This is a genomic window from Spongiibacter tropicus DSM 19543, assembly GCF_000420325.1.
Taxonomy (GTDB): domain Bacteria; phylum Pseudomonadota; class Gammaproteobacteria; order Pseudomonadales; family Spongiibacteraceae; genus Spongiibacter; species Spongiibacter tropicus.
The window spans coordinates 129910-153299 of sequence record NZ_ATUS01000006.1 but is presented as its reverse complement, the minus strand read 5'-3'; the positions used below and the strand labels follow the sequence as shown (position 1 = coordinate 153299).

Annotated in this window: 21 protein-coding genes; 7 read left to right on the top strand and 14 right to left on the bottom strand. The window is 58.0% G+C overall.

The features are described from left to right. Positions 1 to 6 precede the first annotated feature (6 nt). Together G411_RS0118355 and G411_RS0118350 are read left to right on the top strand one after the other, a co-directional pair. Entirely contained in the window at positions 7 to 1077 is a 1071-nt protein-coding gene (locus G411_RS0118355; protein WP_022960652.1) for an ABC transporter substrate-binding protein, read from the top strand. A 147-nt stretch (positions 1078 to 1224) separates the two neighbouring features. Continuing rightward, positions 1225 to 1518: a ComEA family DNA-binding protein gene (locus G411_RS0118350; protein ID WP_022960651.1), complete on the top strand. Its 294-nt coding sequence runs from the start codon at positions 1225 to 1227 to the stop codon at positions 1516 to 1518. A 72-nt stretch (positions 1519 to 1590) separates the two neighbouring features. On the opposite strand, the gene G411_RS0118345 is transcribed toward G411_RS0118350, so the two are convergent. Next, positions 1591 to 2514 carry a glutathione S-transferase family protein gene (locus tag G411_RS0118345; protein ID WP_022960650.1) on the bottom strand — a complete coding sequence of 308 codons (924 nt, stop codon included), beginning with the start codon at positions 2512 to 2514 and terminating at the stop codon, positions 1591 to 1593. Positions 2515 to 2756: 242 nt separating this feature from the next. On the opposite strand from G411_RS0118345, the gene G411_RS0118335 reads away from it, so the two are divergent. Next, positions 2757 to 3059, top strand: a complete 303-nt coding sequence (locus G411_RS0118335) for a hypothetical protein (protein ID WP_022960648.1) — start codon at positions 2757 to 2759, stop codon at positions 3057 to 3059. Positions 3060 to 3077: 18 nt separating this feature from the next. Here G411_RS0118335 and G411_RS22535 read toward each other — a convergent pair whose 3' ends face one another. Further along, positions 3078 to 3200 carry a hypothetical protein gene (locus tag G411_RS22535; RefSeq protein WP_281168412.1) on the bottom strand — a complete coding sequence of 41 codons (123 nt, stop codon included), beginning with the start codon at positions 3198 to 3200 and terminating at the stop codon, positions 3078 to 3080. Positions 3201 to 3449: 249 nt separating this feature from the next. Between G411_RS22535 and G411_RS0118330 the strand changes: the two genes are divergently transcribed. After that, the gene (locus tag G411_RS0118330) at positions 3450 to 3755 is read left to right on the top strand and encodes an LUD domain-containing protein (RefSeq protein ID WP_084495692.1); all 306 of its coding nucleotides are present in this window, start codon (positions 3450 to 3452) and stop codon (positions 3753 to 3755) included. Between the two features lie 150 nt (positions 3756 to 3905). Further along, the gene (gene glk, locus G411_RS21145; RefSeq protein ID WP_022960646.1) at positions 3906 to 4841 is read left to right on the top strand and encodes a glucokinase; all 936 of its coding nucleotides are present in this window, start codon (positions 3906 to 3908) and stop codon (positions 4839 to 4841) included. A 2-nt stretch (positions 4842 to 4843) separates the two neighbouring features. Here the strand turns inward: glk and G411_RS0118320 are convergent, their stop codons facing one another. Genes G411_RS0118320 through G411_RS0118280 form a run of 9 tightly spaced genes read right to left on the bottom strand, consistent with a single transcriptional unit; the run spans position 4844 to position 15314 of the window. Continuing rightward, entirely contained in the window at positions 4844 to 5854 is a 1011-nt protein-coding gene (locus G411_RS0118320; protein ID WP_022960645.1) for a LacI family DNA-binding transcriptional regulator, read from the bottom strand. Positions 5855 to 5872: 18 nt separating this feature from the next. After that, positions 5873 to 7156 carry an MFS transporter gene (locus tag G411_RS0118315; RefSeq protein ID WP_022960644.1) on the bottom strand — a complete coding sequence of 428 codons (1284 nt, stop codon included), beginning with the start codon at positions 7154 to 7156 and terminating at the stop codon, positions 5873 to 5875. Between the two features lie 43 nt (positions 7157 to 7199). Continuing rightward, positions 7200 to 8246, bottom strand: coding sequence for a sugar phosphate isomerase/epimerase family protein (locus G411_RS0118310; RefSeq protein WP_022960643.1), 1047 nt, complete (start codon positions 8244 to 8246; stop codon positions 7200 to 7202). Continuing rightward, positions 8243 to 9427, bottom strand: coding sequence for a Gfo/Idh/MocA family protein (locus G411_RS21140; protein WP_051151395.1), 1185 nt, complete (start codon positions 9425 to 9427; stop codon positions 8243 to 8245). The genes G411_RS0118310 and G411_RS21140 overlap by 4 nt, the downstream gene beginning before the upstream one ends. Further along, positions 9424 to 10323: a ThuA domain-containing protein gene (locus tag G411_RS21135; protein ID WP_022960641.1), complete on the bottom strand. Its 900-nt coding sequence runs from the start codon at positions 10321 to 10323 to the stop codon at positions 9424 to 9426. Before G411_RS21135 ends, G411_RS21140 begins: the two co-directional genes overlap by 4 nt. A 37-nt stretch (positions 10324 to 10360) precedes the next feature. Next, entirely contained in the window at positions 10361 to 12058 is a 1698-nt protein-coding gene (locus tag G411_RS0118295) for a GMC oxidoreductase (RefSeq protein WP_022960640.1), read from the bottom strand. 9 nt (positions 12059 to 12067) lie between these two features. Beyond that, on the bottom strand, positions 12068 to 12685 hold the full coding sequence (locus G411_RS0118290) for a gluconate 2-dehydrogenase subunit 3 family protein (protein ID WP_022960639.1): 618 nt from the start codon (positions 12683 to 12685) through the stop codon (positions 12068 to 12070). Next, entirely contained in the window at positions 12682 to 12978 is a 297-nt protein-coding gene (locus tag G411_RS0118285) for a hypothetical protein (protein ID WP_022960638.1), read from the bottom strand. The genes G411_RS0118290 and G411_RS0118285 overlap by 4 nt, the downstream gene beginning before the upstream one ends. Next, positions 12978 to 15314, bottom strand: coding sequence for a TonB-dependent receptor (locus G411_RS0118280; RefSeq protein WP_022960637.1), 2337 nt, complete (start codon positions 15312 to 15314; stop codon positions 12978 to 12980). Before G411_RS0118280 ends, G411_RS0118285 begins: the two co-directional genes overlap by 1 nt. A gap of 208 nt (positions 15315 to 15522) precedes the next feature. Between G411_RS0118280 and G411_RS0118275 the strand changes: the two genes are divergently transcribed. Next, the gene (locus G411_RS0118275; protein WP_022960636.1) at positions 15523 to 16068 is read left to right on the top strand and encodes a YtfJ family protein; all 546 of its coding nucleotides are present in this window, start codon (positions 15523 to 15525) and stop codon (positions 16066 to 16068) included. An 8-nt stretch (positions 16069 to 16076) separates the two neighbouring features. On the opposite strand, the gene G411_RS0118270 is transcribed toward G411_RS0118275, so the two are convergent. Further along, the gene (locus tag G411_RS0118270) at positions 16077 to 17753 is read right to left on the bottom strand and encodes a sulfatase family protein (RefSeq protein ID WP_022960635.1); all 1677 of its coding nucleotides are present in this window, start codon (positions 17751 to 17753) and stop codon (positions 16077 to 16079) included. Between the two features lie 449 nt (positions 17754 to 18202). Here G411_RS0118270 and G411_RS0118265 point away from each other — a divergent pair, with 449 nt between their 5' ends. Next, positions 18203 to 19501, top strand: a complete 1299-nt coding sequence (locus G411_RS0118265; protein WP_028968589.1) for a YncE family protein — start codon at positions 18203 to 18205, stop codon at positions 19499 to 19501. 48 nt (positions 19502 to 19549) lie between these two features. Here G411_RS0118265 and G411_RS0118260 read toward each other — a convergent pair whose 3' ends face one another. Continuing rightward, positions 19550 to 20722, bottom strand: coding sequence for a lipid-transfer protein (locus G411_RS0118260; protein ID WP_022960633.1), 1173 nt, complete (start codon positions 20720 to 20722; stop codon positions 19550 to 19552). A gap of 83 nt (positions 20723 to 20805) precedes the next feature. Continuing rightward, positions 20806 to 23211 carry a TonB-dependent receptor gene (locus tag G411_RS0118255; RefSeq protein ID WP_022960632.1) on the bottom strand — a complete coding sequence of 802 codons (2406 nt, stop codon included), beginning with the start codon at positions 23209 to 23211 and terminating at the stop codon, positions 20806 to 20808. Positions 23212 to 23390 lie beyond the last annotated feature (179 nt).

The following is a 23390-nucleotide window of genomic DNA, read 5'->3' as shown; positions in this document are numbered from 1 at the left end:
CACACCGTGAAATCCCTGCTGCGCTCTCTGCTGTTCAGTCTGTCCGTCGTCGCGGTGCCGGTTTCGGCCGCCGACAAAACCCTTCACCTGTTTAACTGGAACGACTATATCGCCGACGAAACCGTCGCCCGCTTTGAGTCCCAGTGCGGCTGCACCGTGGTGCAGGACTATTTTTCCGCCACGGAGGAAATGATGGCCAAGCTACTGGCTGGCGGCGGCGACTACGACATTGTCATCCCGACCCAGAATGCGGTTGAAGCGCTGATTGCCCAGGGCTTTCTGCTGCCGTTGGACAAGAGCAAACTGGACCGCATCGGCAATTTATCACCCGGCTTTATGAACAAAGCCTACGATCCCGGCAATGTGTACTCGCTGCCCTATGCCTTCACCACCACGCTGGTGGGCTATAACGAGCAAAAGCTGGCCGAGCTGGGCATCGACCCCAGCGACTGGTCGGTGATCTTTGATCCCACTGTGCTCAGCAAGATCAAAGGCAAGGTCACGGTGATGGACGATTCGGAAGAACTGTTCGCTGCCGCCCTGAAATACCTGGGCTACTCGATTAATGACAACAACGAAGCGCACCTGAAAGAGGCCCAGCAGGTCATTCTCAAAGCAAAACCCTACTGGGCGGCGTTCAACTCATCGAGCTACATCAAGGAATTGACCGTCGGCAATATCTGGGTAGCCCACGGCTATTCCAGCGACATGTTCCAGGCACGCGCTGACGCGGCCGATGCCCAGCGCGACTTCAGCGTTGGCTTTGTGCTTCCCAAACAAGGCGCGGTGCTGGCACTGGACAATATGGTCATCCCCAAGAAGGCCCGCAGCCCGGAACTGGCCCACCAGTTCATCAACTTCATGCTGGCCCCGGAAAACGCGGCTGAGCTGAGTAACATCGTCGGCACCGGCAACCCCAACGCCGCTGCCAAGCCGTTTATCGAACCGGAAATTCTCGCGATCAATGCGATCTTCCCCAGCGAAGAACAACTGGCGCAGCTGGAAACCGTCGCCGCCAAGAAATCCCGCGAGCGCCGATTGGTCAGCCGTTTGTGGACAGAGGTAAAAGTCCGCTAAGTCGCCCCAGCGCCAACGTGAAGGCCCGCCACCGTGCGGGCCTTTTTATTCCGCATGCTGGAAGCCATTCCGACGAACTGCTGCTAGACTGAAATGGCGCCAACGGATGGCGCCCTACTTTATCGTGAAACCAAAAGGACTTGTGCCATGCATACTCTTTCCCTGACACGCATTACTGCCCTGCTGACCCTGATGATTGCCTTACTGGGCGGTGCCAGCTTTACTCACGCTCTCGACGTCAACCGCGCCTCTGCAGAAGAGCTGACCGAACTCAAGGGTATTGGCCCCAAACGGGCCGAAGCCATTGTGCGCTACCGGGAGGCTAACGGGCCGTTTGCCAGCCGCGAGGCCCTGCTAGCCGTTCCTGGCGTCGGCCCCAAGCTGTTGGAAGATAACGCGGCGATGATCGAGCTGGGCTCAAGCTCCGCAAGCAAAAAATAGCGTGCTGCGGGTTTCGCGTGCCCTCGCCGTGGGGGCACGCGAAGCCCGGAGGCTGCTGAGTGAAAAGCTGACTCAGCGGGGCGTAATCGAATAGTTCTTGCGCGGAAAATGCACATGCAGACGCCCGAACTGCGGTGTGTCGCGGGCAACAATAATCCGTGTATCAGTGACAGCGGCCAACTCTCCGCTGACCGGCACCAGGCCGTAATCCTCTGGCGCCACGTTTACCGTTGTGCCCAATGCTACCGGCAAGTCGTCGATACTGGTCGGCACGGCCACAGGCTCCGCATCGCGGGCGGCGGCAAAGGCCTCACCTTGAGAGATCTCCCGGCGCTGACCCTGTCCAATCTCCGCGACACGCGCAAACCACGCCGTCACAACGGAGGGTGCCACCAGCGCGCGGCGGCTGACGTTCGCGTGCAACCAGAGTGGGTGGTATACCGACAGGTCCACGATGGACGGCGCATCACCACTCAGCCAGTCCTGATGCTGCAAGCGCGACGCCATTGCCGAAAACAGCTCGCTTAACACCTCTTTGGCACGTTCAGGGGTTACGCGACTGACTTTCCCGCCTTTTAGCAGGCTCGCCCGGTCTTTCATAAAACGGCTGACCCCGAAAGGGCCGAAGGCCATCAACATCGTTGTCAGCGCACGCAACTTGGGCACCGCCACAATCGCCGAGAAGAACGCCTCACCTTCCGCCAGTGATACGAGCGACTGGTCCGCGTCATTCAATCCATAGGGCGACAGCGCCTGACAAGCCGTGCGCTGCGCGACTTCCTCGGCAATCACTGCCGAATCGCAGAAAATATCCGCACCGCACTGCGCAACAGGAATGCGGCGATATCCTCCCGCCAGCGGGTCAACATTCGGCCGGGGTGGCCACGGCGGCGACAACAGCGACTGCCACTCGCTATGGGTCACACCAAACATCAACCGCACTTTCTCCGCGTAAGGCGAGCGGTCGTAGTGGTGCAAAATAAACGCATCTGTCATTGTCATAGCTCCTCTTGGGCATTCGCTGCATAGCCGGTATCGGCCTTTTTAACACAGTAGCGAGACATGTACGGCGGTCACGCGTCACAGCGATGTGCCTGCGGACAATTCTCTCTCGCCAGGGACAACCCCGGACTCGATACCGATAAGCGCGACAAGGCTGACCCGCGCTTGATCCAAATCAGCGCCCTCCCTCAAGCCGCGTTCTACAGTGACGTAATACCTGCAAGGGAGGAGCAACTGTGAACTACAAAAAAATGGCGGGCACTGCCGCAGTCTTTGTGTTTGCCGACCAACACGCCAACAAACCCGTTGAACGCCAGGGTGAGATATGGAGCGAGGAAGAACTTCACCTCAATACGCTTCCCGCCGAGCTGAATCCTAAACCCAGCATGGCCAGCAGCCTGGCACTGGAAGGACTGGAGAGCTACGACCCGCCGCGCCACGGCGACCTGCGGGATGTCAGCGCATTGAACGCCCGTTTTGTTTATATCGATGGCATCAAGGGCTGGGTAGAAGTCGGAACCACCGCAGGGGCTGACTGAGCCCTTTGCCTAGTTGCCTCACACCGCCGCTAGATCAATGTCGACAGCGGCGAATACTGTTTCGCCGACATGGCGTTCGACAATGTGGGGAATGCTACAGCAGTGACTTTTCGATACGACGACAGCTACCTGAACATTCATGCCAATCGCTTTGCATACGTCACAACTAAACGACGTGGCGGCTTCAGGCGGCTGATACCACCACGACGGACCAACATCGTCACGCTACCGAAACGGTATCCATCTAACCCCCGTCGACATTGAATCCGGTGGTCGTCGGCGGGCGAATCTGACTGCCAACACCATCAGGCAACCCTGTATTGATATCTTGACGAACACGTTCCAGCAAGGGCCCACGCAAGCTTCCGGCAGCGCGAGGAGAATGTCACGCTGGACGACACAGCCTTTTATACTCGCGCCACCATCGCGGTTGCCGAAACAGGCAGTATCGGCGTGGACAGTCACGTCGCCGCAACACACAAGCTCTATCTCTGTGATCACCTGTACCTGGGAATCACGGAGCACAACATCGTGCGTTACTTGCACGATGCATTGCGCATTGCCGGGAACACGGGCGCGCGCGCCTTCCACTTGATTACCGGCCCATCGCGCACCGCCGATGTCGAGCAGACGATTCAAATCGGCGCGCATGGCCCCAAACAGCTTACCATCATGATCTATCGCGATGACTCATAAGCCCCCTATCTGATACCCCGTTGACGCAAAAGGTCATTGGCCCACTGAATGCATCTCGATAAACTTTGATACACACTATTTTCCGATTGATAATCGCGCTGCCGACGATCACCGCCTCGGCGGACGGTCACGGCCGAGCAAGGATTCCGTATGGCATTACGACTGATTGGTGACCTTGGCGGCACCAACTGTCGCCTCGCATTAAGCGAGGCCGGTGGGGGCCCCGAACAGCTATGCAGCTTACGCGCCGCAGATTTTCCGACGCTGGAGGAAGCCGTACAGCACTACCTTGATGAAGTGAAAGCCAGTCCCGACGAAGCCTGCCTTGCCGTGGCCGGCCCGGTCAGCGAAACCCGCTTTCAGATGACGAATGTGGATTGGAAGTGCGACCGCCTTGCTCTGCAACGGCAGTTCGGCATCCAACAGCTCGCCTTCATCAACGACTTTGAAGCCATCGCGCTGTCGCTTCCCGCCCTGCAAGACGCCGACCTGATGGCGCTGGGCGGCAGTATTGATCTCTCTGCACCGATGGCCGTACTCGGTCCGGGCACCGGCCTGGGCGCCGCGCTATTGATCCCCTGCGACGGACACTTCAAAGCCATCGCTACCGAAGGAGGACATACGAGCCTTCAAGCGGAAAATGAGATCGAGCAACAGGTTTTCGCGTACTGGCGAGAGCAGGGGATCCCGCTTTCCAGAGAGAGCTTCCTGTCGGGCATTGGACTCTACCGGCTGTATCAGGCGATCGCACATATCAGCCATCAGCCTCTGCACGCGAATAATGGCGGCGACGTCAGTGCATTGGCGGAAACGGGAGACGCAACGGCCTGTCAGGCCATTGCGATGTTTATGGGCTTGCTGGGTAGCGCCGCGGGGGATCAAGCCTTGGGTAGCGGCGCGCGGGGCGGGATTTTTCTGGCCGGGGGAATTCTGCCGAAACTGCGGCAACATCTGGCCAACAGCGATTTCCGTCAACGTTTCGAGAACAAAGCGCCGATGGCGCATTACCTCCAGCCGATCGCCGTCCGGCTGGTCCTGCACGACAACCCCGGCCTGCTGGGCGCCTCGCAGTACACACTGCCCTGACGTCAGCCCCGTGCCGCGCTCGACTCGCGAACAACCAGCTCGTGCGGCAGTACGATGCGCGAATCCGCAGGCGTATTGCCCGCCAACATCGCCAGCATCATCGTCATGACCTGCTCACCAATGCGGTTACGCGGCTGGTGTACGGTGGTCAATCGCGGGTGGGTATAGGCTGCGAAGCCGATATCATCAAAGCCCACTACCGACATGTCACCGGGCAGGCTTAAGCCCGCTGCGTGGCAGGCCTGCATCGCGCCAATCGCCATCTCATCGTTCGCGCAAAAGAGCGCTGTCGGCGGATTCGCCGACGCCAGTAAGGCCGCGGTGCAGTCATAGCCTGAAGCAAGGGTAAAATCTCCCTGCTTGATCAATGCGGGCTCCACCGTCAGTCCTGCTTCTCTCAAAGCTTGCTCATAGCCTTGCAGGCGATCTTCACAAAGCGGTGATTCACTCGGGCCGTTCACATAGGCAATGCGTTGATGCCCGAGCTCAAGAAGATGATTGACGGCATCTCTGGCCGCCGCAACGTTATCAATGCACACCGTGGGCACCGGAATTTCACCGTGGTACTCACAGGCCATAGCGAATGGCGGCCAGTCGGGGTCGAGTGTCTTGCGCCCTTTTCGATAGCGGAACGGGATATTGCGTCCCAGGCAAATCACGCCATCGGCCTGCCGCTGGGAGACCAGATCGGCATAGGCCTGCTCCCGCTCCTGCTCTCCCTGCGTATCCCCCAGCAGAATACGGTATTGATGGCGGCTGGCGACCCGCTCGATACCTTGAATAATATTGGAAAAGAAGGGGTTCGCAATATCCGGCACCAGCACAACGACCATATTGCTGCGGCGACGGCGAAAATTCCGGGCCAGAGTATTGGCAACGTAGCCGCTGGTTTCCACCGCTTCCATAACCTTTTTACGGGTCTTTTCCGACACCTTGTCCGGCTCGGCCAATGTGCGAGAGACGGTGGCAATCGACACCCCCGCCATCTTCGCAACATCCTTTATCGTTACCATGCAATCACTACTCTGCAATCATTCTTTATGCTGGCGACGATCGCGCCACCACACCAGACCAAACACCGGCAGCAGCAACAGGGGAAGTATCGCTACGGCTTGAAAAGACTCCACCGAGGCATAACGCAGTACGGCGTCCAGTTCCTCACCCCCGAGGGTCGACAGTCGCGCGACACCGCCTGCGGCCTCTATTTTAGCGCTGTCAAAAATCGCACCCATCTGCGGCAGTACAAACTGTATCGACAGGCCTGCGGCAAAGCCGGTCAGCCCTAAAAACAGCGCCCCGCCTTTCGGGTAGCGCTCGCTGACCACCGACAGCATGGTCGGCCAAAAATAGCACACTCCCATCCCCCATACCGTCGCAGACAGGAAGGCCGTCAACGGCGATGTCGACAAGCTCAGGCCGTACAGCCCCAGCGCCGCGAAAATACAACCGAAGAACAGCAAGCCAACGGAAGAGATATGCTTGGCAATCGCACCGGCAAAATGGCGCATGACAAACATCAGCATACTGACATAAATCAGTACCAGAATGCCCGGCATCCCCACAATATTGGTCAAGGACAGATCAACCCACTGCCCCGGAGCCAGCTCCGCAGCCGCAGTGATCATCATACAGAAGAACCAGATGAAATAGCCGGGAGCCCGGAACAGCTCCTTGAACATATCGCCGTAGGACACGCCTGACTGCACGCGTTCGGAAACGGGAAACTGCGTAGACAGGGTGAGGTAGGCAAGCCAGCAGGCCGGCAACACCAGCATCAGCAAATTGACCTGCCAGGGCAGACCCAGCTCGGCAAACGCCAGTCCGGCAATGCCGCCCACCACAATACCGGCTGGCCACCAGGCGTGCAGAATATTCAGTCGATGGGTCTTTTCCTCGGGATAGACCGCCGTGACCATCGGGTTGCTGGCAGCCTCCACCGCGCCCCACCCCAAACCGGTTAACAGGAAGCCGGCAAAAATCAGCCAGTAGCTGAGCATGGAGACCGGCATAAAGGACACCGCCAGCACCAGCGCGCTGCCGATGATATAACCCAGCGCCGAGAACAGCAGCATGGCGCGCATACCAATACGATCAACCAGTGCACTGCCAAATAACAGAGTCAGAGCGAAGCCGATAAACGTTGCCCCCAGTACCTCGCCGACCAGACCCGCCGAACGCGCCAGATCCAACTGATTGAATAAATCGTTTTGAATGTCGGAGGCGATGCTGGCGCGCACAGCGAACCCCAGACCAATCATAAAGATCGACAGATTCCCGACCAAAAATAGACGTTTGCGATCCAGTGCATCGCTCATGTGGTGATTTCCCCGTTATTAGTATGTAGACGTCGCCAGCCCGCTAGCTCAAGCCCAGGACTCGGCGATTAAAAACCTCGTCACTGCCAACCCCGGCAAAATCATCAAAGGCGCGGTCCGTCAGTCGTATCATGTGATCGCGAATAAATGGCGCGCCCTCCCGCGCCCCATCCTCGGGATGCTTCAGGCAGCACTCCCACTCCAGTACCGCCCAGCCTTCGTAGCCGTATTGAGCCAGCTTGCTAAAAATCCCTTTGAAGTCGACCTGTCCGTCGCCCAGAGAGCGGAAACGACCGGGACGATCGACCCAGGCGTCATAGCCGCCGTAGACCCCGCTTCGACCATTCGGGCGAAACTCGGCGTCCTTCACGTGAAAAGCTTTGATGCGCTCGTGGTACAAGTCGATAAAGGCCAGATAGTCGAGCTGCTGCAGCAGCAAGTGGCTGGGATCGAAGAGGATATTCGCGCGCGGATGCTGATCCACGGCCTCCAGAAAACGTTCAAAACTGGCGCCGTCATGCAGATCTTCACCGGGATGAATTTCAAAACAGCAATCCACCCCTGCCTCATCAAAGGCGTCCAGAATAGGCCGCCAGCGTTTACCGAGTTCCGCAAACCCGCTGTCAACCAGCCCTGCCGGACGCTGCGGCCACGGGTAGAAGGTTTGCCACAACAGGGCGCCGGAGAAGGTCGCGTGCGCCGTTAACCCCAAGCGCTGACTCGCCTTGGCGGCCAGCATAAGCTGGTCGACCGCCCATGCCTGACGCTCGGCGGGCTTGCCGCGCAATGCCTGCGGTGCAAAGCCGTCCATCAGTTCATCGTAAGCGGGATGCACGGCAACCAACTGCCCCTGCAAATGCGTGGACAACTCGGATATCTCCAGCCCCGCCGCGTTGACCTGGCCTTTCAGTTCGTCACAGTAATCCTGACTCTCCGCCGCCAGAGACAGATCGATAAGATTGCGCTCAAAGCTCGGCAGTTGAATCCCCTTGTAGCCGAGTTCAGCGGCCCATCGGCACAAGCCCTCCAGCGTATTAAAGGGCGGCTCAGCACCGACAAACTGAGCAAGAAATATAGCCGGACCTTTCATAGCTGATTCTCCAACGCCATCAAGGCGGGTAAGCGGTGCCATTTCTGATCAGTGCTTGCGGCGCTGACCGTCGCTTCAATAAAACGCATACCGCGCAGAGCATCGACGATGTCAGGGACATCGCTCTCGATCGCCGTTGCGGCTCGGCCTTCCAGCCGCGCGCGAATCTGGCCCGCAAAATTACGGTAGTGGTTGGCGAAGGCTTCGAGATAGCCCTCGGGGTGTCCGCCGGGCGTGCGGCAATTGGCGAGCGCAAGCTCCGTCAGGCCCGGACCGCCCGCACGCAGCATCTCGGTGGGACGATCAATCCATTTCAACCACAAGGTATTGGGCTCGTGTTGCTGCCACTCCAAGCCGCCTTTTTCCCCATAGATTCTGAGCTTCAGATTATTCTCTTCACCGGCGCAGATCTGGCTGGCAATCAACACCCCGCGCGCGCCATTTTCAAACCGCAGCAGGACCGTGGCATCGTCATCCATTTGCCGACCGTCTACCACGGCATTCAAGTCGGCGCAGATTTCGCTGATCGCCGTACCGGCCACATATTCACTGAGCTGAGCGGCATGCGAACCGATGTCGCCAATACAGCTACTGACACCCGCCTGATTGGGGTCGAGACGCCATGCCGCTTGTCGGCTATGGGCCTCGATGCCCGCCTCCGCCAGCCAGCCCTGGGGATACTCCACCAGCACTTTTCGCACACGCCCGAGCGCGCCCGCGGCGATCATACTGCGCGCCTGCTTGATCATCGGATAACCCGCATAGGTGTGGGTCAGGCCGTAGAGCAAACCGCTTTGCTGAAGGCTTGCGGCAAGCTGCTCGACTTCGTCCAGCGACTTGGTCGCAGGTTTGTCGCTCAGCACATGAAAGCCATGCTCAAGCGCCGCCTTGGCAATCGGAAAGTGACTGTCGTTCGGGGTCACAACGGCGACAAAATCCATGCGTTCTCCGTCGGGAAGCGCGGCTTCGCCTTGCATCATCGCCCGATAGTCGGGGTAGACCCGCTCGGCGGGCAAATGCAGGGACTCGGCAGTTTCCCGACTCCGCTCGAGGTCTCGGGAAAAGGCCCCGCAAACCAGCTCAACCTCACCATCAAGACGTGCCGCCAGACGATGAATAGGACCGATCATCGAGCCGGGGCCACCCCCGACCATCCCCATACGAATCTTGCGGCGCATCATTCGCCTCCCTCATCACTCGCGACCGCCTCGGCGTCGGCCTGCGGTTCAGCAGCGCCGCGCACCCAGTGCATGGCCTTGACGAGAAAGGCCTGATACATCGGCAATTCATAGGTATAGGGCTGATGACCAATGGCACTGTAGAACACCCGCCCTTCAGCCAGCTTGTGCCGCCAGGCAATGGGGTGCTCGCCCTCCATGTGGTCGTTACCGAAGAAGTTTTCGCCCTTGATGCGGTAAGAGTCCTCGTCGAGGGTCAACAGAATTTCATAACCTTTATCACGCGGGTTATTGGCAAAGGCGTACCACTCTTCCTTTTCCACCGTCCATCGCGCGGGCAGATGATCGGTAACGGCCAGAGTGTCATCGGCCACAAGGACATCGGCATCCTGAAACTGCGGGTGCATGGTGTGACCAATAAACTGTGCACCCAGCAGGGTGTCGCCATACCAGGACCACAGGTAGCTGTGGTCGCCGCCCGAGGCATGAATCCCCAGCCAGCCGCCACCACTTTCCAGCCACTGTTTCATTGCCGCGCGTTGCGGCTCGGTCAGCACATCACCCGACACATTGTTCCAGATAATGAAATCGAACTGTTCAAGCAACTCTGGAGAATGCACGGCCGCATTATCCGTGAGGTACGCTTCCCAGCCCTGCTCGGCGATCAGTTTGCCCAATACGCGTTTGGCCACGGGAATCGCATCTTTATGAATAAAGCCGTTGGTTTTGGTGAATACCAGCACCGCCGGCTTGCTGAAGGTCGGCAAGGTCGGCGGCACGGTGTCATAGTCGTAGCGCGGAAAGACTCCCATAGACCGGAGCTGGTAGTACGCCGTTCCGCCAAGCAGGAGTACGACGGCCAGCAGCGTCCAAAGGCTGCGCTTTATCCAGAGTTTCATTGTTGAAATACACCTCGTGAAAATCGCGTGGAAACGCTCACAAATTCCCTGCCTGCATCTGCTTCACCGCGTAGTCGCAGGCGCGCGCGGTCAGCGCCATGTAGGTGAGCGATGGATTGACGCAGGATGCGGAGGTCATGCAGGCGCCGTCTGTCACAAACAGATTGGGCACATCGTGGGCCTGGTTATGGCCGTTGAGCACCGACTCGGAAGGGTCCGCACCCATGCGCGCTGTTCCCATTTCGTGAATACCCGCGCCCATGGGACTTTCCACCTCTTCCTGCGGCATGATCCAAACCGAACCCGCCGCCCGCATCAGACGCTCACTCTGTGCAACCGCGTCCGCCCAGAGCTTGTATTCGTTGTCTCGCCACTGGGCGTCGAAGACCACTTGGGGAATGCCAAAACGGTCTTTTTTGCTGGGATGTAAGTAGAGGCGGTTGCGCTTGTCCGGCAGCGCTTCGCCAAACGGCGTGAGCACCCAGATCCAGGGACCGGGTTTTCTCAAGTCGTTTTTGAGGTCGGCACCAAAGCCTTTGCGGTGGTAACTGGTTTTCCAGTTCAGGCGCACGATATTGGCTTGCATACCATAGCCCCGCAGGAAGTCAGTACCTTCCTCCTGACCCGGTAGATTGCGGAAGCGCGGGATGTAGCAGCCATTGGGGCGGTTGCCGTACCAATAGCTGTCCATGTCATCGAGGAATATCCCCATCGACGCATTGCCGTGCACGTGGTCCATCAGATAGTGGCCCAGTGCCCCGCTGCTGTTTGCCAGGCCATTGGGCGCCTCATCGGAGGCAGAGTTGAGCAGTAACTGGGTACTGCCCACCGTGGACGCGCAGAGAAAGACCAGTCGCGAGCGAAAGCGCAGTCGCTCACCCGTTTTACTGTCGATGACGCGCACTTCGGAAATTTTTCCGCTGTCACGATCAACGATCAGCTTTTCCACAACCGAGTCGGGGCGCAGCGTCATATTGCCGGTCGCCCTTGCCGCAGGCAGTGTCGAGCTCTGCGAGCTGAAGTAGCTGCCGGTAGAGCAGCCTCGGTGGCAGGGACCGCAGTAGTGACACGACGCCCGGCCATTATGGTCTTCCGTGAGAATCGCCGCCCGCCCGATGGTCATTTTGGCGTCAGGGGCTTTGCGCTTTAAGCGACCGCGAATGGTTTCCTCAATTTTGTGCATCCCCATCGGTGGCAGGAATTCACTGTCAGGCAGCTCGTCCAGACCGAGCTTTTCCCCACTGACACCGATAAAGTTTTCTACATAGCTGTACCACGGCGCGACATCCTCGTAGCCAATCGGCCACGGGGTGCCGTGACCATCGCGCTTGTTCGCCTCAAAATCCTGCTGACTCCAGCGGTAAGTTTGCCGCCCCCACAGCAGCGAGCGCCCGCCGACAACATCGGCACGAACCCAGTGGAAGGGCTTATCAGTCTGGTAGGGATTCTGCTGGTCGTTAACGAAAAAGTGGCGTGTCGCCTCGTTAAAGGCATAGGAGGTACTCTGTACCGGGTACTGTTCTTTATAGAGTTCCCGTGGCGGTTTGCCCTGAAACGGCAATTTCCAGTCGGGGGCGTGCTCGCCGAGATAGTCCACACCGTGACGCACATCGCGGCCACGTTCCAGCACCAGCACCTTCAAACCTTTTTCCGTCAGCTCTTTCGCGGCCCAGCCGCCAGTGATTCCCGAGCCGACCACAATGGCATCAAACTCATACTGCTTAACGTCAATCATCGCCATTCCTCAAATCATTACCGACATCCAGCTGCTGTCGTCATCGTCCAGCTTGCGGTGTCCATCAAATTTCATCGGCATGGCCTCGTAGCGCAGCACCTGCGTGCCGCCCACCTCGGAGGTAAAGAAGCCCCAAATCGTCAGTTCTTTAAGCTGGCAGATAAATGGCGCATCGCTGACATACACCGGGATTTCGCCAAAGGCGTACCAGCTGGAATCAGAGGCCTCGCGCTCCAGATCGTCGAGAATGTCGACACGGGTCGATTCGGGCAGCTCATCGAACGGCTGCTGATACTGCTCCTGCACCGTGGTCATCAGCGCATTGAAGCCTTCCAGAAAGAGTCGGCGCTCGTCCTCGTTCAGCCACTCAAAGACCATCAGCTCGACAAAGCGCGGCACACCGGCATCCATCGCCCCCGGCGTTTCGGTGCGCGGAATAATCGTTTCGGTCAACATGGCCAGCGTGCTTTTCTGCGCGGCCGTGAGGTACTCGACCTTGTGGTCAATATAGTTCGGTGCCGCCGCCAGATGCTGGCGCTGCTCATGGGTCAGCGATACCCCCAACTGACTGGCACTCGCGCCTGCAATCAGCAGTGCGGCGCACTCAAGAAACTCTCGCCGGTTCATCCCCGTCCTCCTATTGCACTGCGCAAATAACGCCACCAGGGCAGCGCCACCAAGGCTCCCACAAGCAGGCAGGCAAGCCACTGGTATTCCCAACTTCCGAAATAGTAGGCCGCCGCCTTAAACGCACTGTAGCCGTAATAAATCGCGCCGAATCCCGTCAGGTGGTAAAGCTCATAAAACAGTGTTGCCGTCGCCCCGAGCAGCGCATACAGGTAGAGCGCCAGCGCCACCCCCAGCAACACGCGCGCGGGACGAATAGAAGAGGTCGCCATCGCAATGGGCTCCTTGTTCATTAAAATCTCAGCTCCAGTTCCACACCGGAGGTTCGCGGCGGCAGATTACCGACCAGGGTCAGCTGATTGGGCCGGTCGCTACCCAGGAACAGCGGCGCCGCCGAGAAGAACAGATCGCTGTTGTCTTCGAGGTTCTCCACAAACGCGGTGATCTTCACCTGCCCGCTGACATTCTCCCAGCCCAGTCGGACCGAACTGTTGGTATAGGCTTCGACAACATCCTCGTCATTGCCCAGACCACGGCGGTTAATTTCATCCGTCCAACTGGTTTGCAGCGAGGCCGTCAATCGTCCCCAGTCGTTCAGATCAATCAGGTAACTGGCCAGCAGCGATACCGCAAACTCCGGTGATGCAGGCAGCGTCGCGCCGGAGAAGTCGAAGGGGTTTTCGGCATCACAGCCCGGTGCCGGATCACCCTGCTCACGCACCGGATCATTGCCGCAATAACGGTCATAGCTGGCGTCGGTCCAGGCAAAACCGCCCATCAGGCTGAAGCTTGCCGTCGGCATCCAGCGCACATCCATTTCCAGCCCTTGAATTGTCGCTTCTGCCGCATTCTCGGTAATGACACCGCCGGGGGTAATCTGGCTGACCTGCAGGTTCTGGTAGTCGTACATGTACAAGGCCATATTGGTCTGCAGACTCTGTTGCAAAAAGCTCGCCTTCCAGCCCAGCTCGATAGAATCCAGAAACTCGGGATCGACCGGATTCTGCAGCACCCCTTCATCGAGGGTTTCAATGCGCTGCGCCAGTCCTGGCTTGTAGCCGCGCGCGGCCTTCACATAGGCCATACCGCTTTCACTGTAGAACCAGCGCACACCCAGCTCGCCGGTGGTTTCTTCGAATGCCGCGTACTGGTTGATGTTCTCTTCCTGCACCAGCGGGAAGGTGCCGATGGGCGTTACCAGTGCGTTCACCGAGCTGTCGGTTTCGTTGGTGAATTCATCCCGGTTATGACGAATACCTGCCGACACCTCAATGTTGGGCAGCCCAAGCAGCTCGCCCAGATCCATATTCATATTGAAGAAGGCCGCCTTGCTGTCATCAACAATATGGATGCCATCAATCCGCACTTCGGCGGTAATCGGCATGGAGACGAAGTCCAGCCAATCGGGAAGACCAACCGTTGAGGCCGACAGGTGACTGCGAACATCGATGGCCTGATTCCAGTCATCCACTTTGCGATAGGCAAAAAAGCCCAGCAACCAGTCGAAGCCGCTGGCGTTGGTAGACACAAAGCGCAGCTCTGCGGAACGGCGAACATCGCTGGGGTGCTCGGAAAGGCCATCGGTGATAGCTGCCTCGGTGCCGTCAAGGTCGAACACCGAGCGCCAGTCGCGACGCATCTCGCCCCCGACAAACACCACGTCCATACTGCCCAGCAAGGGCAGGTCTTCGAGCGACCAGGTGATGTCGCCCGACACCCGTGTAAAGTCTTCTTCAAAATTGCCAAAACGCTCATGCGCCGTGGAACGGACGATCGTCAGATCGTCGGGCAGCGACTCGGCCCCTAACTGCTCCAGCTCGCCGCTGTTCCTGGTGGCCCTCGAGGGCGAAAAAACGGTATTCGTGCCGTTGGTACGATACTGATACTTGATGGCCCGCAGACCAAGCGCGAGGGAATCCGTCAGCTGACTGGTCAGGTAAATGCGCAGAAAACGATCCTGCAGGTTGCCCGGATCGGCGTCATCGGGAGTCAGCAGATTGTTATAGGTACCGTCTTTCTCGCGAGCTACTGCCGCCACCCGCGCCAGCAAACGGTCGTTATCCTCACCGAGCAGCGGCATGTTCACATAGGCGCGCAGCTCCTTGGAGTTGAGATCCGTTTGCCGATAACTGCCGCCGACACCCCACTCCAACTCCGGCTTTCGCCATTTGGCGTTGATCGCGCCGGCGGTGGCATTGCGCCCATAGGCGGTGCCCGACGGACCGCGCACCACCTCAACGGCCTGAAGGTCGTAATACGGCTCGCCGCGCATATCCAAAAACATATCGTTCACATGGAAGGCCACTGGCGACGGGCCGTCGCGTGTGCGACTGATACCGCGAATAGCCACTTGCTCGCTGCCGGCCTCTTCCCCCTGCACCACCATGCCGGGCATGAGTTCAGCCATGCTGCGGAAATCCTGAATATTCTGCTCAGCAATCATTTCGCCCGAAAGCGCTGACACTGACCCCAGCACATCCTGAAGCGACTCGCTGCGTTTGGAGACAGTGACGACCACCTCTTCAATGCGCAGTCCCGAATCCGTCACGTCGGGATAATCCTCAGCATGGGCAGAAATAAAAAACAAAAGCTGCAGCACAACGGCCACAATCAGTGAGTATTTTTGCATGGGTAAAGGTCTCCATACCCGTCGCCCAGCGCTTCCGCCTGGCGACTTCAACTATTATTATGTAATCGTTTACATCATAAGCAGAGATGGGGGGCAAAAACAAGCCCCGAATAGACGATTGGAGCCCTCGACACACATCTGGCAATGTGCGACTCCCCACCGATGGGCGAATCGCTGAATAGTACGACACCCAAACAAGGAGAAAGCAATGCGTTTTATCGTTATGGCCACACTATTCCTGCTCAGCTTAAGCAGTTATGCCGCAAGCCCAACGGTTGGCGAGCCGATGCCGTCGCTGGAGATTCGCGACAAGGGCGAACTCCACCTTAACGGCAAAGCGATAGACTACCGCCCCTGGGCTACCAGCTCATTGAATGGGGACTGGGCCCTGCTGCAGTACATGGCGGCGCGCCCCAAAGCCAGCAAAGTGAATCGCCACGTTGTCGACGCCGTATCCGAAAAACGCGCTCAAGGCGTAGCCGTTAATATTTTCAACATCATCAATGTTCGCGACGTGCCATTCGGCGCGACGGGATTCGCACTCGCCGAACTGGAGAACAATAAGCGGAAATACCCCGACAGCCCGCTGATTGGCGACATGGACAACGGTCGTCAGGCCTGGGAACTCAAACCCGGCGGCAGCGCGATTTTCCTCGTGGACCCCAAAGGCACGCTGCGTTTCTTCAAAGACGGCATTGTCAGCCAGCAAGAGCTGGACAGCCTGCTGACCCTCCTCCCGGCAGCGGATCAATAAGCTCTCACTTACGGCGCCACCAGCTCGACCACCGGGCTTTCGCGCCAGCCATAGCGCACGGATTTTGAGGCTACCCGGTCGCCCGCTTTAACGGGTACCGGGTCACGATAGAGCAGCCAGCGCCCGTCATTGGCGCGATACCCGACCGACGCTCCCTGCGTACCAGCGACTATACGGACCTCACTTTTCGCGGCCGTGTATTCCAGCTCAGGCTTCGCCGTTATCGGTGCCTGACCGCCCGGCCAGAAACGCTCGGCCATTTCGGACTCGTTCAGGCTGCCCATATCTGGCACCTCGCGCTGCCAGTGATCCAGCGCCTGCCGCATACGCAGCAAAATCGGGCGATAGGCGGGCAACGATGCGATGTTGCGAACCTCATGGGGATCGAGCTGAGTATCGTAGAGCTCCTCGGGAGGGCGCGGTGCAAACCATTGTGCCTGCTCCGTATTCAACTCCCCCTTCCGCTTTGCCGCCCAGAGTGACTGCATACTGCCCAGATAATCCCTGAACGCCAGCGGCTGGGCGCCAGGGCGGCCAGACTGGTAATTGCGGATGTACTTGTAGCGATGATCACGCACCGCCCGCTGGCGATCCTCGACCTCATCCATCCGGTCTTTCGCGGCATAGATATAGCGCCGCGGGGGATGCCCCCGATCCAGAAAATCCTGCCCGTGCATAAAGGCCGGGGGAGCAACACCGGCCATTGTTAAAATCGTAGGCGCCAGATCCACGAAGCTGATCAAGCGTGAGTCCACCTGACCAGGCGATAACCCGCCGGGGCGGAACGCCTCAGGCCAGTAGATAATCATCGGCACATGCAGCCCCGAGTCGAACAGTTCGCGCTTGGCTCTGGGCAGACCATCGCCGTGATCAGACAGCCAGATAACAATCGTCGAATCCAGCAGCGCCTCTCGCTGCAAGGCAGTCATAATCTCGCCAACACGCCGGTCCATCGTCGCAATATTGTTGTACTGACGGGCAATGTCGCGGCGCACCGCAGGCGTATCAGGGTAGTAAGGCGGCACACTTACCCTGTCTTCGCTCACGGGTGATGGCTCACCCCAATGCCGGTATATCTGCATGGCCGCCATCAGGGCGTGAAGGCCACTGCGAGGCCAGCAGCAACGCGGGAACAGAGCGGATTCATGGGTTTCCATGAAATTGTACATACCGAAAAATGGCCGCTGCGCGGGACGATCTCGCCAGCTCACCGGCGAGAAGAGGCTCGATTCCTGATCCCAGATCGTAAACGGCCCCGAGCCCGGCTGTGTTCCCGAAAACTGGTAGTCCAGCTTGTCATTCACATAGGTGTAGTAACCCGCGGCTCTCAACAATTCCGGAAAGGCCTTCAGGTCATGAGGGGGTACCGCGAGGTAGTCGCCACCAAGCCCGTCAGAAGCCCGCATATGCCCTGCTCCAAAACTGTTTTGATGAACCCCGGTAATCAGTGCAGCCCGACTGGGCGCACAAACACCGGCGGTCGCAAACACCTGATCAAAGCGCACACCACTACTGGCCAGTGCATCAAGATTGGGGGTCTGCGCCAGCGAATCACCGAAGCTGTTCAGGCGCGGGCCAAGGTCCTCGGCCACCAACAACAGAATATTCGGACGCGCCTGTGCCTGAGCGTTAACTGCGAAGAGCAAAAACAGCATTGCCATCGAAAAAATGGAGAACTTGCGCATAAATCCTGAGGCCCCACGCCCAAAACAGGAGGACTTTCCGGTCTCAGGCTTGACATTATTATGTAATCGTTTACAAAAACATACTTCATCCCCATCACACAAAACAAGTCTATTGAGAAAGGAGAAGCCCTTACCGCAATACTCAAGCTCGCGAACGGCAGACAGGCGCCTCGGCGCCAAGCATGCACACGTCTGCCTCATGCCAAATCGATAAAAGCCGCTGTATGACCGGTCAACGCAGTAATACGCGCAATGGCTGGCGGCGCTCACGAATTGGCGGCATTCCCCCTGACCCAAGCAAGCAACACCCCGCCTTCGCTTAACTGTGCTTATCAAAGACAGATGGACTGGCGGCAAAAATACCGAGCCTTGTCACGCTACTGTCCGCAGAGACACGAGCGAAAAGATGGCGTTCGTTTACGTTTTACTCATACCGGGAGTTTTTTGAGATGTTACGAACTTTATATATCGCGCTATTAACAACACAGCTCCGCCGTTTACGCCCTGTCGCGGCATCCATTGTGGCGGCCCTGTTACTCAGTGGCTGTGGCGGCGGAGGCAGCTCCTCCTCAGACTCAAGCGCTGAGCCCGATCAACGCGCCGACGCCAATACGCAGGAAGTGCTGCTGGTGGGCAATAACTGGGATGGCACGGCGGATATTCTTTCCGTGCCCGGCTATACGCGGCTGGCCCGCATCAATGTGGTACCCGATCTGGAAGAACGCAAGCTGGAGATTCTTACCAACCCCATACGTTTCGCCTATTACCTGGCGATCCAGCAGTTGATTGGCGAGGGCAACGACCAGCTCGTCGATGATATGTTTGCCTCTAACGACGGAAAAACCCTGTTTGTCTCGCGCCCGAGCCTTGCGGACGTGGTTGCCATTGATATCGCCAGCGGCGACATTGTGTGGCGTACCAAAGTGGCCGGACAGCGGTCTGATCACATGGCCATTTCGCCCGACGGCGAGCGCCTTGCGGTGTCAGCCTCGACCGGCAACGTGGTTCACCTTCTCGACACCGCTACCGGCGAAATTGTCGGCGAATTCGAGTCCGGCGACTCGCCCCACGAAAACAATTACTCCATCGATGGCTCAAAGATTTTTCACGCCAGCATTGGCCTGATCTACACCCCTTTCGACAACCCCATTCTGGATACCACCAAGGGTGAACGCTATTTCCAGATCGTCGATGCCGAGACCCTGGAAATTATCAAACGTCTGGATATGGGGAAGGTGCTTGAGGACGCGGGCTACCCCAATATGAGTTCTGCGGTTCGCCCGATGGCGCTAAGCCCCGATGAAAAAACCCTGTATTTTCAGGTGTCGTTCTTTCACGGCTTCATCGAATACGACCTTGAAAAGAATGAGGTCGTGCGTGTCGTAAATCTGCCCCTGAGCGAAGAAGCCAGAGACCTGCCAAAAATCGACTACATCCTGGACTCCGCTCACCACGGCATCGCCATTAACGGCGCGGGCGACACACTCTGTATTGCAGGCACAATGTCGAACTATGCCGCGATGGTGGACCTCAACACGCTCACCTATTCCATCCACGATCTGGGCGCGCGCACCTACTGGGCAACCACCAGCGAGGACGGTAAATTCTGCTATGTATCGGTTGCCGGCGACGATACCTTGTCGGTCTTCTCCTATGCGACCGACACCGAAGTGGCGCGCATTCCGGTTGGCGACCACCCGCAGCGCGTGCGCACGGCAAGGATTGCCAAGGCATCACTGCCTGAATAACACGGCGAAGCCGGTTTTATCCCTGCGGGGCGCAGCCGCCCCGCTAGTTTACGGACGACGATACAGCGTAACGACCGCCGCACCGCCCAAGCCGATATTGTGCTGCAAGCCATGCCGGGCGTTGTCCACCTGGCGCTCTCCAGCCTGTCCACGAAGCTGGGAAACCAGTTCATAACATTGCGCCAGTCCTGTCGCGCCAATGGGATGCCCCTTGGACATCAGGCCACCGGACGGATTCACGACCACGCTCCCGCCATAGCTGTTTTGCCCGTCGGCAACGAAGCGACTGGCCTCGCCCTCTCCGCACAAGCCCAGCGCCTCGTAGCTGATGACTTCGTTAGTGGTAAAGCAGTCGTGCAACTCAACCAGATCCAGATCGTCTGGCCCGACGCCCGCCTGCTCATAGGCCAGCTGGCTGGCGGCCCGACTCATGCCCGCACCGACCAACTGCATGGGATCGTCCCAACTGCTGGCGGTATCCGTCGCCATGCCCTGCCCGGCAATTTCAATGGCCTGATCCACACCCCGCTGGCGGAGAAAATCGTCACTGCACAACAACGCCGCTGCCGCGCCGCAGGTCGGCGGGCAACACATCAACCGCGTCAGGTAGTTCATATACAGCGGCGGCCCGGCCATCACCTCATCTACGGTCAGCGGGGCATTGAACAGGGCCAGCGGATTCTTGGTAGCGTGACGCCGGGTCTTCACGGCCACCTCGGCAAACAGGCTGGGCTCGGCGCCGTATTTCTCAACATAGTGGTGCCCCGCCGCGCCAAAGCAACGCAGCGCCAACGGCCCGGTGGGATAGCCCATGGTATCGAGGGCATCGTCAAAGCGCTTGAACGGCGATTCGTGCTGGTCCCATTGGGAACTGATCGCACCGGGGAACATCTCCTCAAAGCCGAGCACCAGCACACATTCCGCACTACCGGACTGGATCGCCTGCCGCGCCAGATAGAGCGCCGTCGAACCCGAGGCACAGTTATTGTTCACATTAAAAATGGGGATGCCGCTCATGCCCGCATCGTAAATGGCGTGCTGCCCGCAGCAGCTATCGCCGTAGATATATCCGGCAAATGCCTGGTCAACATCGGCAAAACTGAATCCGGCATCCGTCAACGCCTTGTCGATAGCGGCTTTGGCCATCTGGCGATACGGTTGCTGACTGCCCGGTTTGGCAAACTTCACCATACCGACTCCGGCTACATAGGTTCTGGACACAGTGCCTCCTGTCGTCTGTAAAGAAAAAAGCGGCTCGACCGAGCCGCATCAATCACCTCGAAGAGGGGAGTCCCCGTGGTGAATCAATAGTTGTAATCGAGTGCAATCGCCCAGGTTTTTGGCGCCGACACATAGCGGGTCACAATATCGCTGACCACCTGAGCGTGGGCGGTTGTTGCGTACTCATTGAAAATATTGCGACCGTAGAAGGTAAGCATCCACTCGCCGTCCGAGCGCCCGAAGCGCAGTCGCGCATTGGTAATACCGAAGTCGTCATGGGCAAAGAACGGATCGCCATCCAGTGTGGAGTTGGTCTCGTCCTTATAGCTGTAGTCCACCCCCACACCGGCCTCGTAGTTGCTGGCGATCGGCAGGCTGTAATCGACCAGAAAGGTATAGGTCAGCTCAGGCGAGTAGTTAAACGACTGCCCCGTTACGTCGGTGGGTTCGCCCCGGGTATTAAAGGCGTTGGGGAATTCCTTTACCTCGGTTTCGATATACGCCGCCGCGGCCGACAGATACAGACCGTCGATGGGCGCGCCGGAGATATCAAATTCAATACCTCGCACCTCCGACGACGGAGCATTCTGCAGTTGGGGCAGTGAGCCGAACAGCGGGTCCTGAATCCGCGAGAACAGTTGCTTGTCGCTGTAGTCGTAGTAGAACAGCGCCGTATTGAACTGCAAGCGTCGATCGAAGTAATTCAGTTTCGCCCCGATTTCATACGCGTCCACCTGCTCCTGCTTGGCGGGCTGATACTGTCCCTGGTCGGTGGTATTGGTCACCGGGAAGCTGCCGGATTTAAAGCCGCGAGACCGCGACAGATAAATCAGTGTGTTGTCGCTGGGTTCCCAGTCCAGCACCGCCCGCCAGGACAGACTGTGTTCTTCCAACGTATCCGCGTAGGGCTCCAGGCTGCCGTCCTCAGCCAGTGAAATACACTCCCCCGGCGAGGTGGTATCGGGCAGCGTTCCCGCCAGCAACGCACGCTGTAAAGACAGCGCGGTAAACACCAGATTCACATTGATATTGTTGTCGCGCGCATCGTCGCCCAGACAGCCGGTAAAGTCGCGCTCCTCATCGGTATAGCGCGCACCCAGACTCAGGCGGAAGGTGTCGCTGAGCTGCCATTCCATGTTGCCGAATGCCGACTGCGACTGATAATCCATATAGCCATAGCTGTAGTAGTAACTGCCCAGCAGACTGATGTCGTCCAGCCCCGGCAAAGCCCCCACCAGCGGCACCACATAAAACACGCTGTTGTTATCGCTGGCGCCAAACAGGCGCACATCGCTGCCCTCTTCCTGCGGCGTGGTATGAACACCCGCGGTCCATTTAATGTCCCGCGAGAACAGTTCGCCGGTGCCGCTCAGACGAAACTCAACATCCAGGTTTTCAATTTCAGAAAAAATGGTCGTTTCAATATGACGCTTGTTATAGGACGAGGAGGGAATTTCGGTGCCGTCCGACTCGAACTTGTTGTACGAGACCAATAAAATCGCTTCCAGAGACTCGGTAAAAAAGGTCGATAATCTCAGGGCCGCCTGATAGAAGCTCTCGTCGTTTTTGAAATCGTACGGTTTGCCGGTCACATCCACACAGGAGGGATCCCCTTTACAGAATTCCATCACCCGCGGGTCGTCAGTATCCGGAATATAGGGATAGTTCTGCACATTAATTGAGGTGAGCAATTCACTCTGCGGGTTCTGTGCATTGAAATACACCGGCTGTCCCGCCTGTGCATCACTCCTGTCTTTCCAGCCAGCCAGCATTAAACGTGCGCTGGTGTTATCGCTGAGATCCCAGTCCAGAATTCCCCGCAGCGAAAACTTGTCTTCTTCACCGTGGCGGTTGTCATGCTGGGTATTACTGTACTGCCAGGGTTCTTCCTGAAGAATATAACGACCTGCCAGCCGGTATTTGAAATTGTCGGTAATCGGCCCACTGACATAGGCTTCCAGATCTTTTCTGTCCCAGCGACCATACGAGGCGGTAAAGCCGGTGGCGAATTCGTCCGTGGGTTTTTCAGCAATATAATTAATGGCGCCGCCAGTGGTGCTGCGCCCGTACAGCGTTCCCTGAGGACCTTTCAATACTTCCACCCTTTGTACATCGAGGTTGGGCCCTTTCGACATAATGGAGTACGGCATGCTGACTTCGTCGATATACACACCGGTTGTCGGGCTGGCGAAATAGGTGGAATCCGGAAAACCGACACCGCGAAGGGTGTATACCGGTGTTCCATAACCGCCATTGGACGCCGAGAATCCGGGGACAACGATATTCAGATCGCGGGTGTCGGTCACACCCAGCGTGTCGAGCTGTTCCCCATTGAGCGCCGTCACCGCAATCGGCACATCATTGAGGTTCTGCTCCCGGCGCTGTGCCGTGACCACCACTTCCTCCAGCAGACTGTTACGTGTTCTTGAGCGAGCTTCTCCGGTACCATCCTGTGCCATCACCAGCAGAGGCTCTGCCAGTGCAAGCATTCCCGTTGTCAGTGTTATGGCTTTTGTCAGTTCTTTTTTATTTCACCATGACTCCAGCACCGAACTTCGCTGGACTACGCCACAGCCAGATACAGCAGGTTTATCAATAACTTAGGCGAGTTCATCATATGCCGGTGCTTTCTGAAACTTGACCCGGCTTCCACCCGCTTGGCTCCCAA

Bases quoted from the DNA above. Each gene is read 5' to 3' on its own strand.
- G411_RS0118350 (WP_022960651.1), top strand. From the start codon at position 1,225: ATGCATACTCTTTCCCTGACACGCATTACTGCCCTGCTGACCCTGATG.
- G411_RS21135 (WP_022960641.1), bottom strand. From the start codon at position 10,323: ATGAAACTCTGGATAAAGCGCAGCCTTTGGACGCTGCTGGCCGTCGTA.
- G411_RS0118275 (WP_022960636.1), top strand. From the start codon at position 15,523: ATGCGTTTTATCGTTATGGCCACACTATTCCTGCTCAGCTTAAGCAGT.
- G411_RS0118280 (WP_022960637.1), bottom strand. From the start codon at position 15,314: ATGCAAAAATACTCACTGATTGTGGCCGTTGTGCTGCAGCTTTTGTTT.
- G411_RS22535 (WP_281168412.1), bottom strand. From the start codon at position 3,200: ATGAATGTTCAGGTAGCTGTCGTCGTATCGAAAAGTCACTGCTGTAGC.
- G411_RS0118265 (WP_028968589.1), top strand. From the start codon at position 18,203: ATGTTACGAACTTTATATATCGCGCTATTAACAACACAGCTCCGCCGT.
- G411_RS0118270 (WP_022960635.1), bottom strand. From the start codon at position 17,753: ATGCGCAAGTTCTCCATTTTTTCGATGGCAATGCTGTTTTTGCTCTTC.
- G411_RS0118320 (WP_022960645.1), bottom strand. From the start codon at position 5,854: ATGGTAACGATAAAGGATGTTGCGAAGATGGCGGGGGTGTCGATTGCC.
- G411_RS0118255 (WP_022960632.1), bottom strand. From the start codon at position 23,211: ATGCTTGCACTGGCAGAGCCTCTGCTGGTGATGGCACAGGATGGTACC.
- G411_RS21140 (WP_051151395.1), bottom strand. From the start codon at position 9,427: ATGATGCGCCGCAAGATTCGTATGGGGATGGTCGGGGGTGGCCCCGGC.
- G411_RS0118290 (WP_022960639.1), bottom strand. From the start codon at position 12,685: ATGAACCGGCGAGAGTTTCTTGAGTGCGCCGCACTGCTGATTGCAGGC.
- G411_RS0118295 (WP_022960640.1), bottom strand. From the start codon at position 12,058: ATGATTGACGTTAAGCAGTATGAGTTTGATGCCATTGTGGTCGGCTCG.
- G411_RS0118315 (WP_022960644.1), bottom strand. From the start codon at position 7,156: ATGAGCGATGCACTGGATCGCAAACGTCTATTTTTGGTCGGGAATCTG.
- G411_RS0118285 (WP_022960638.1), bottom strand. From the start codon at position 12,978: ATGAACAAGGAGCCCATTGCGATGGCGACCTCTTCTATTCGTCCCGCG.
- glk (WP_022960646.1), top strand. From the start codon at position 3,906: ATGGCATTACGACTGATTGGTGACCTTGGCGGCACCAACTGTCGCCTC.
- G411_RS0118345 (WP_022960650.1), bottom strand. From the start codon at position 2,514: ATGACAGATGCGTTTATTTTGCACCACTACGACCGCTCGCCTTACGCG.
- G411_RS0118310 (WP_022960643.1), bottom strand. From the start codon at position 8,246: ATGAAAGGTCCGGCTATATTTCTTGCTCAGTTTGTCGGTGCTGAGCCG.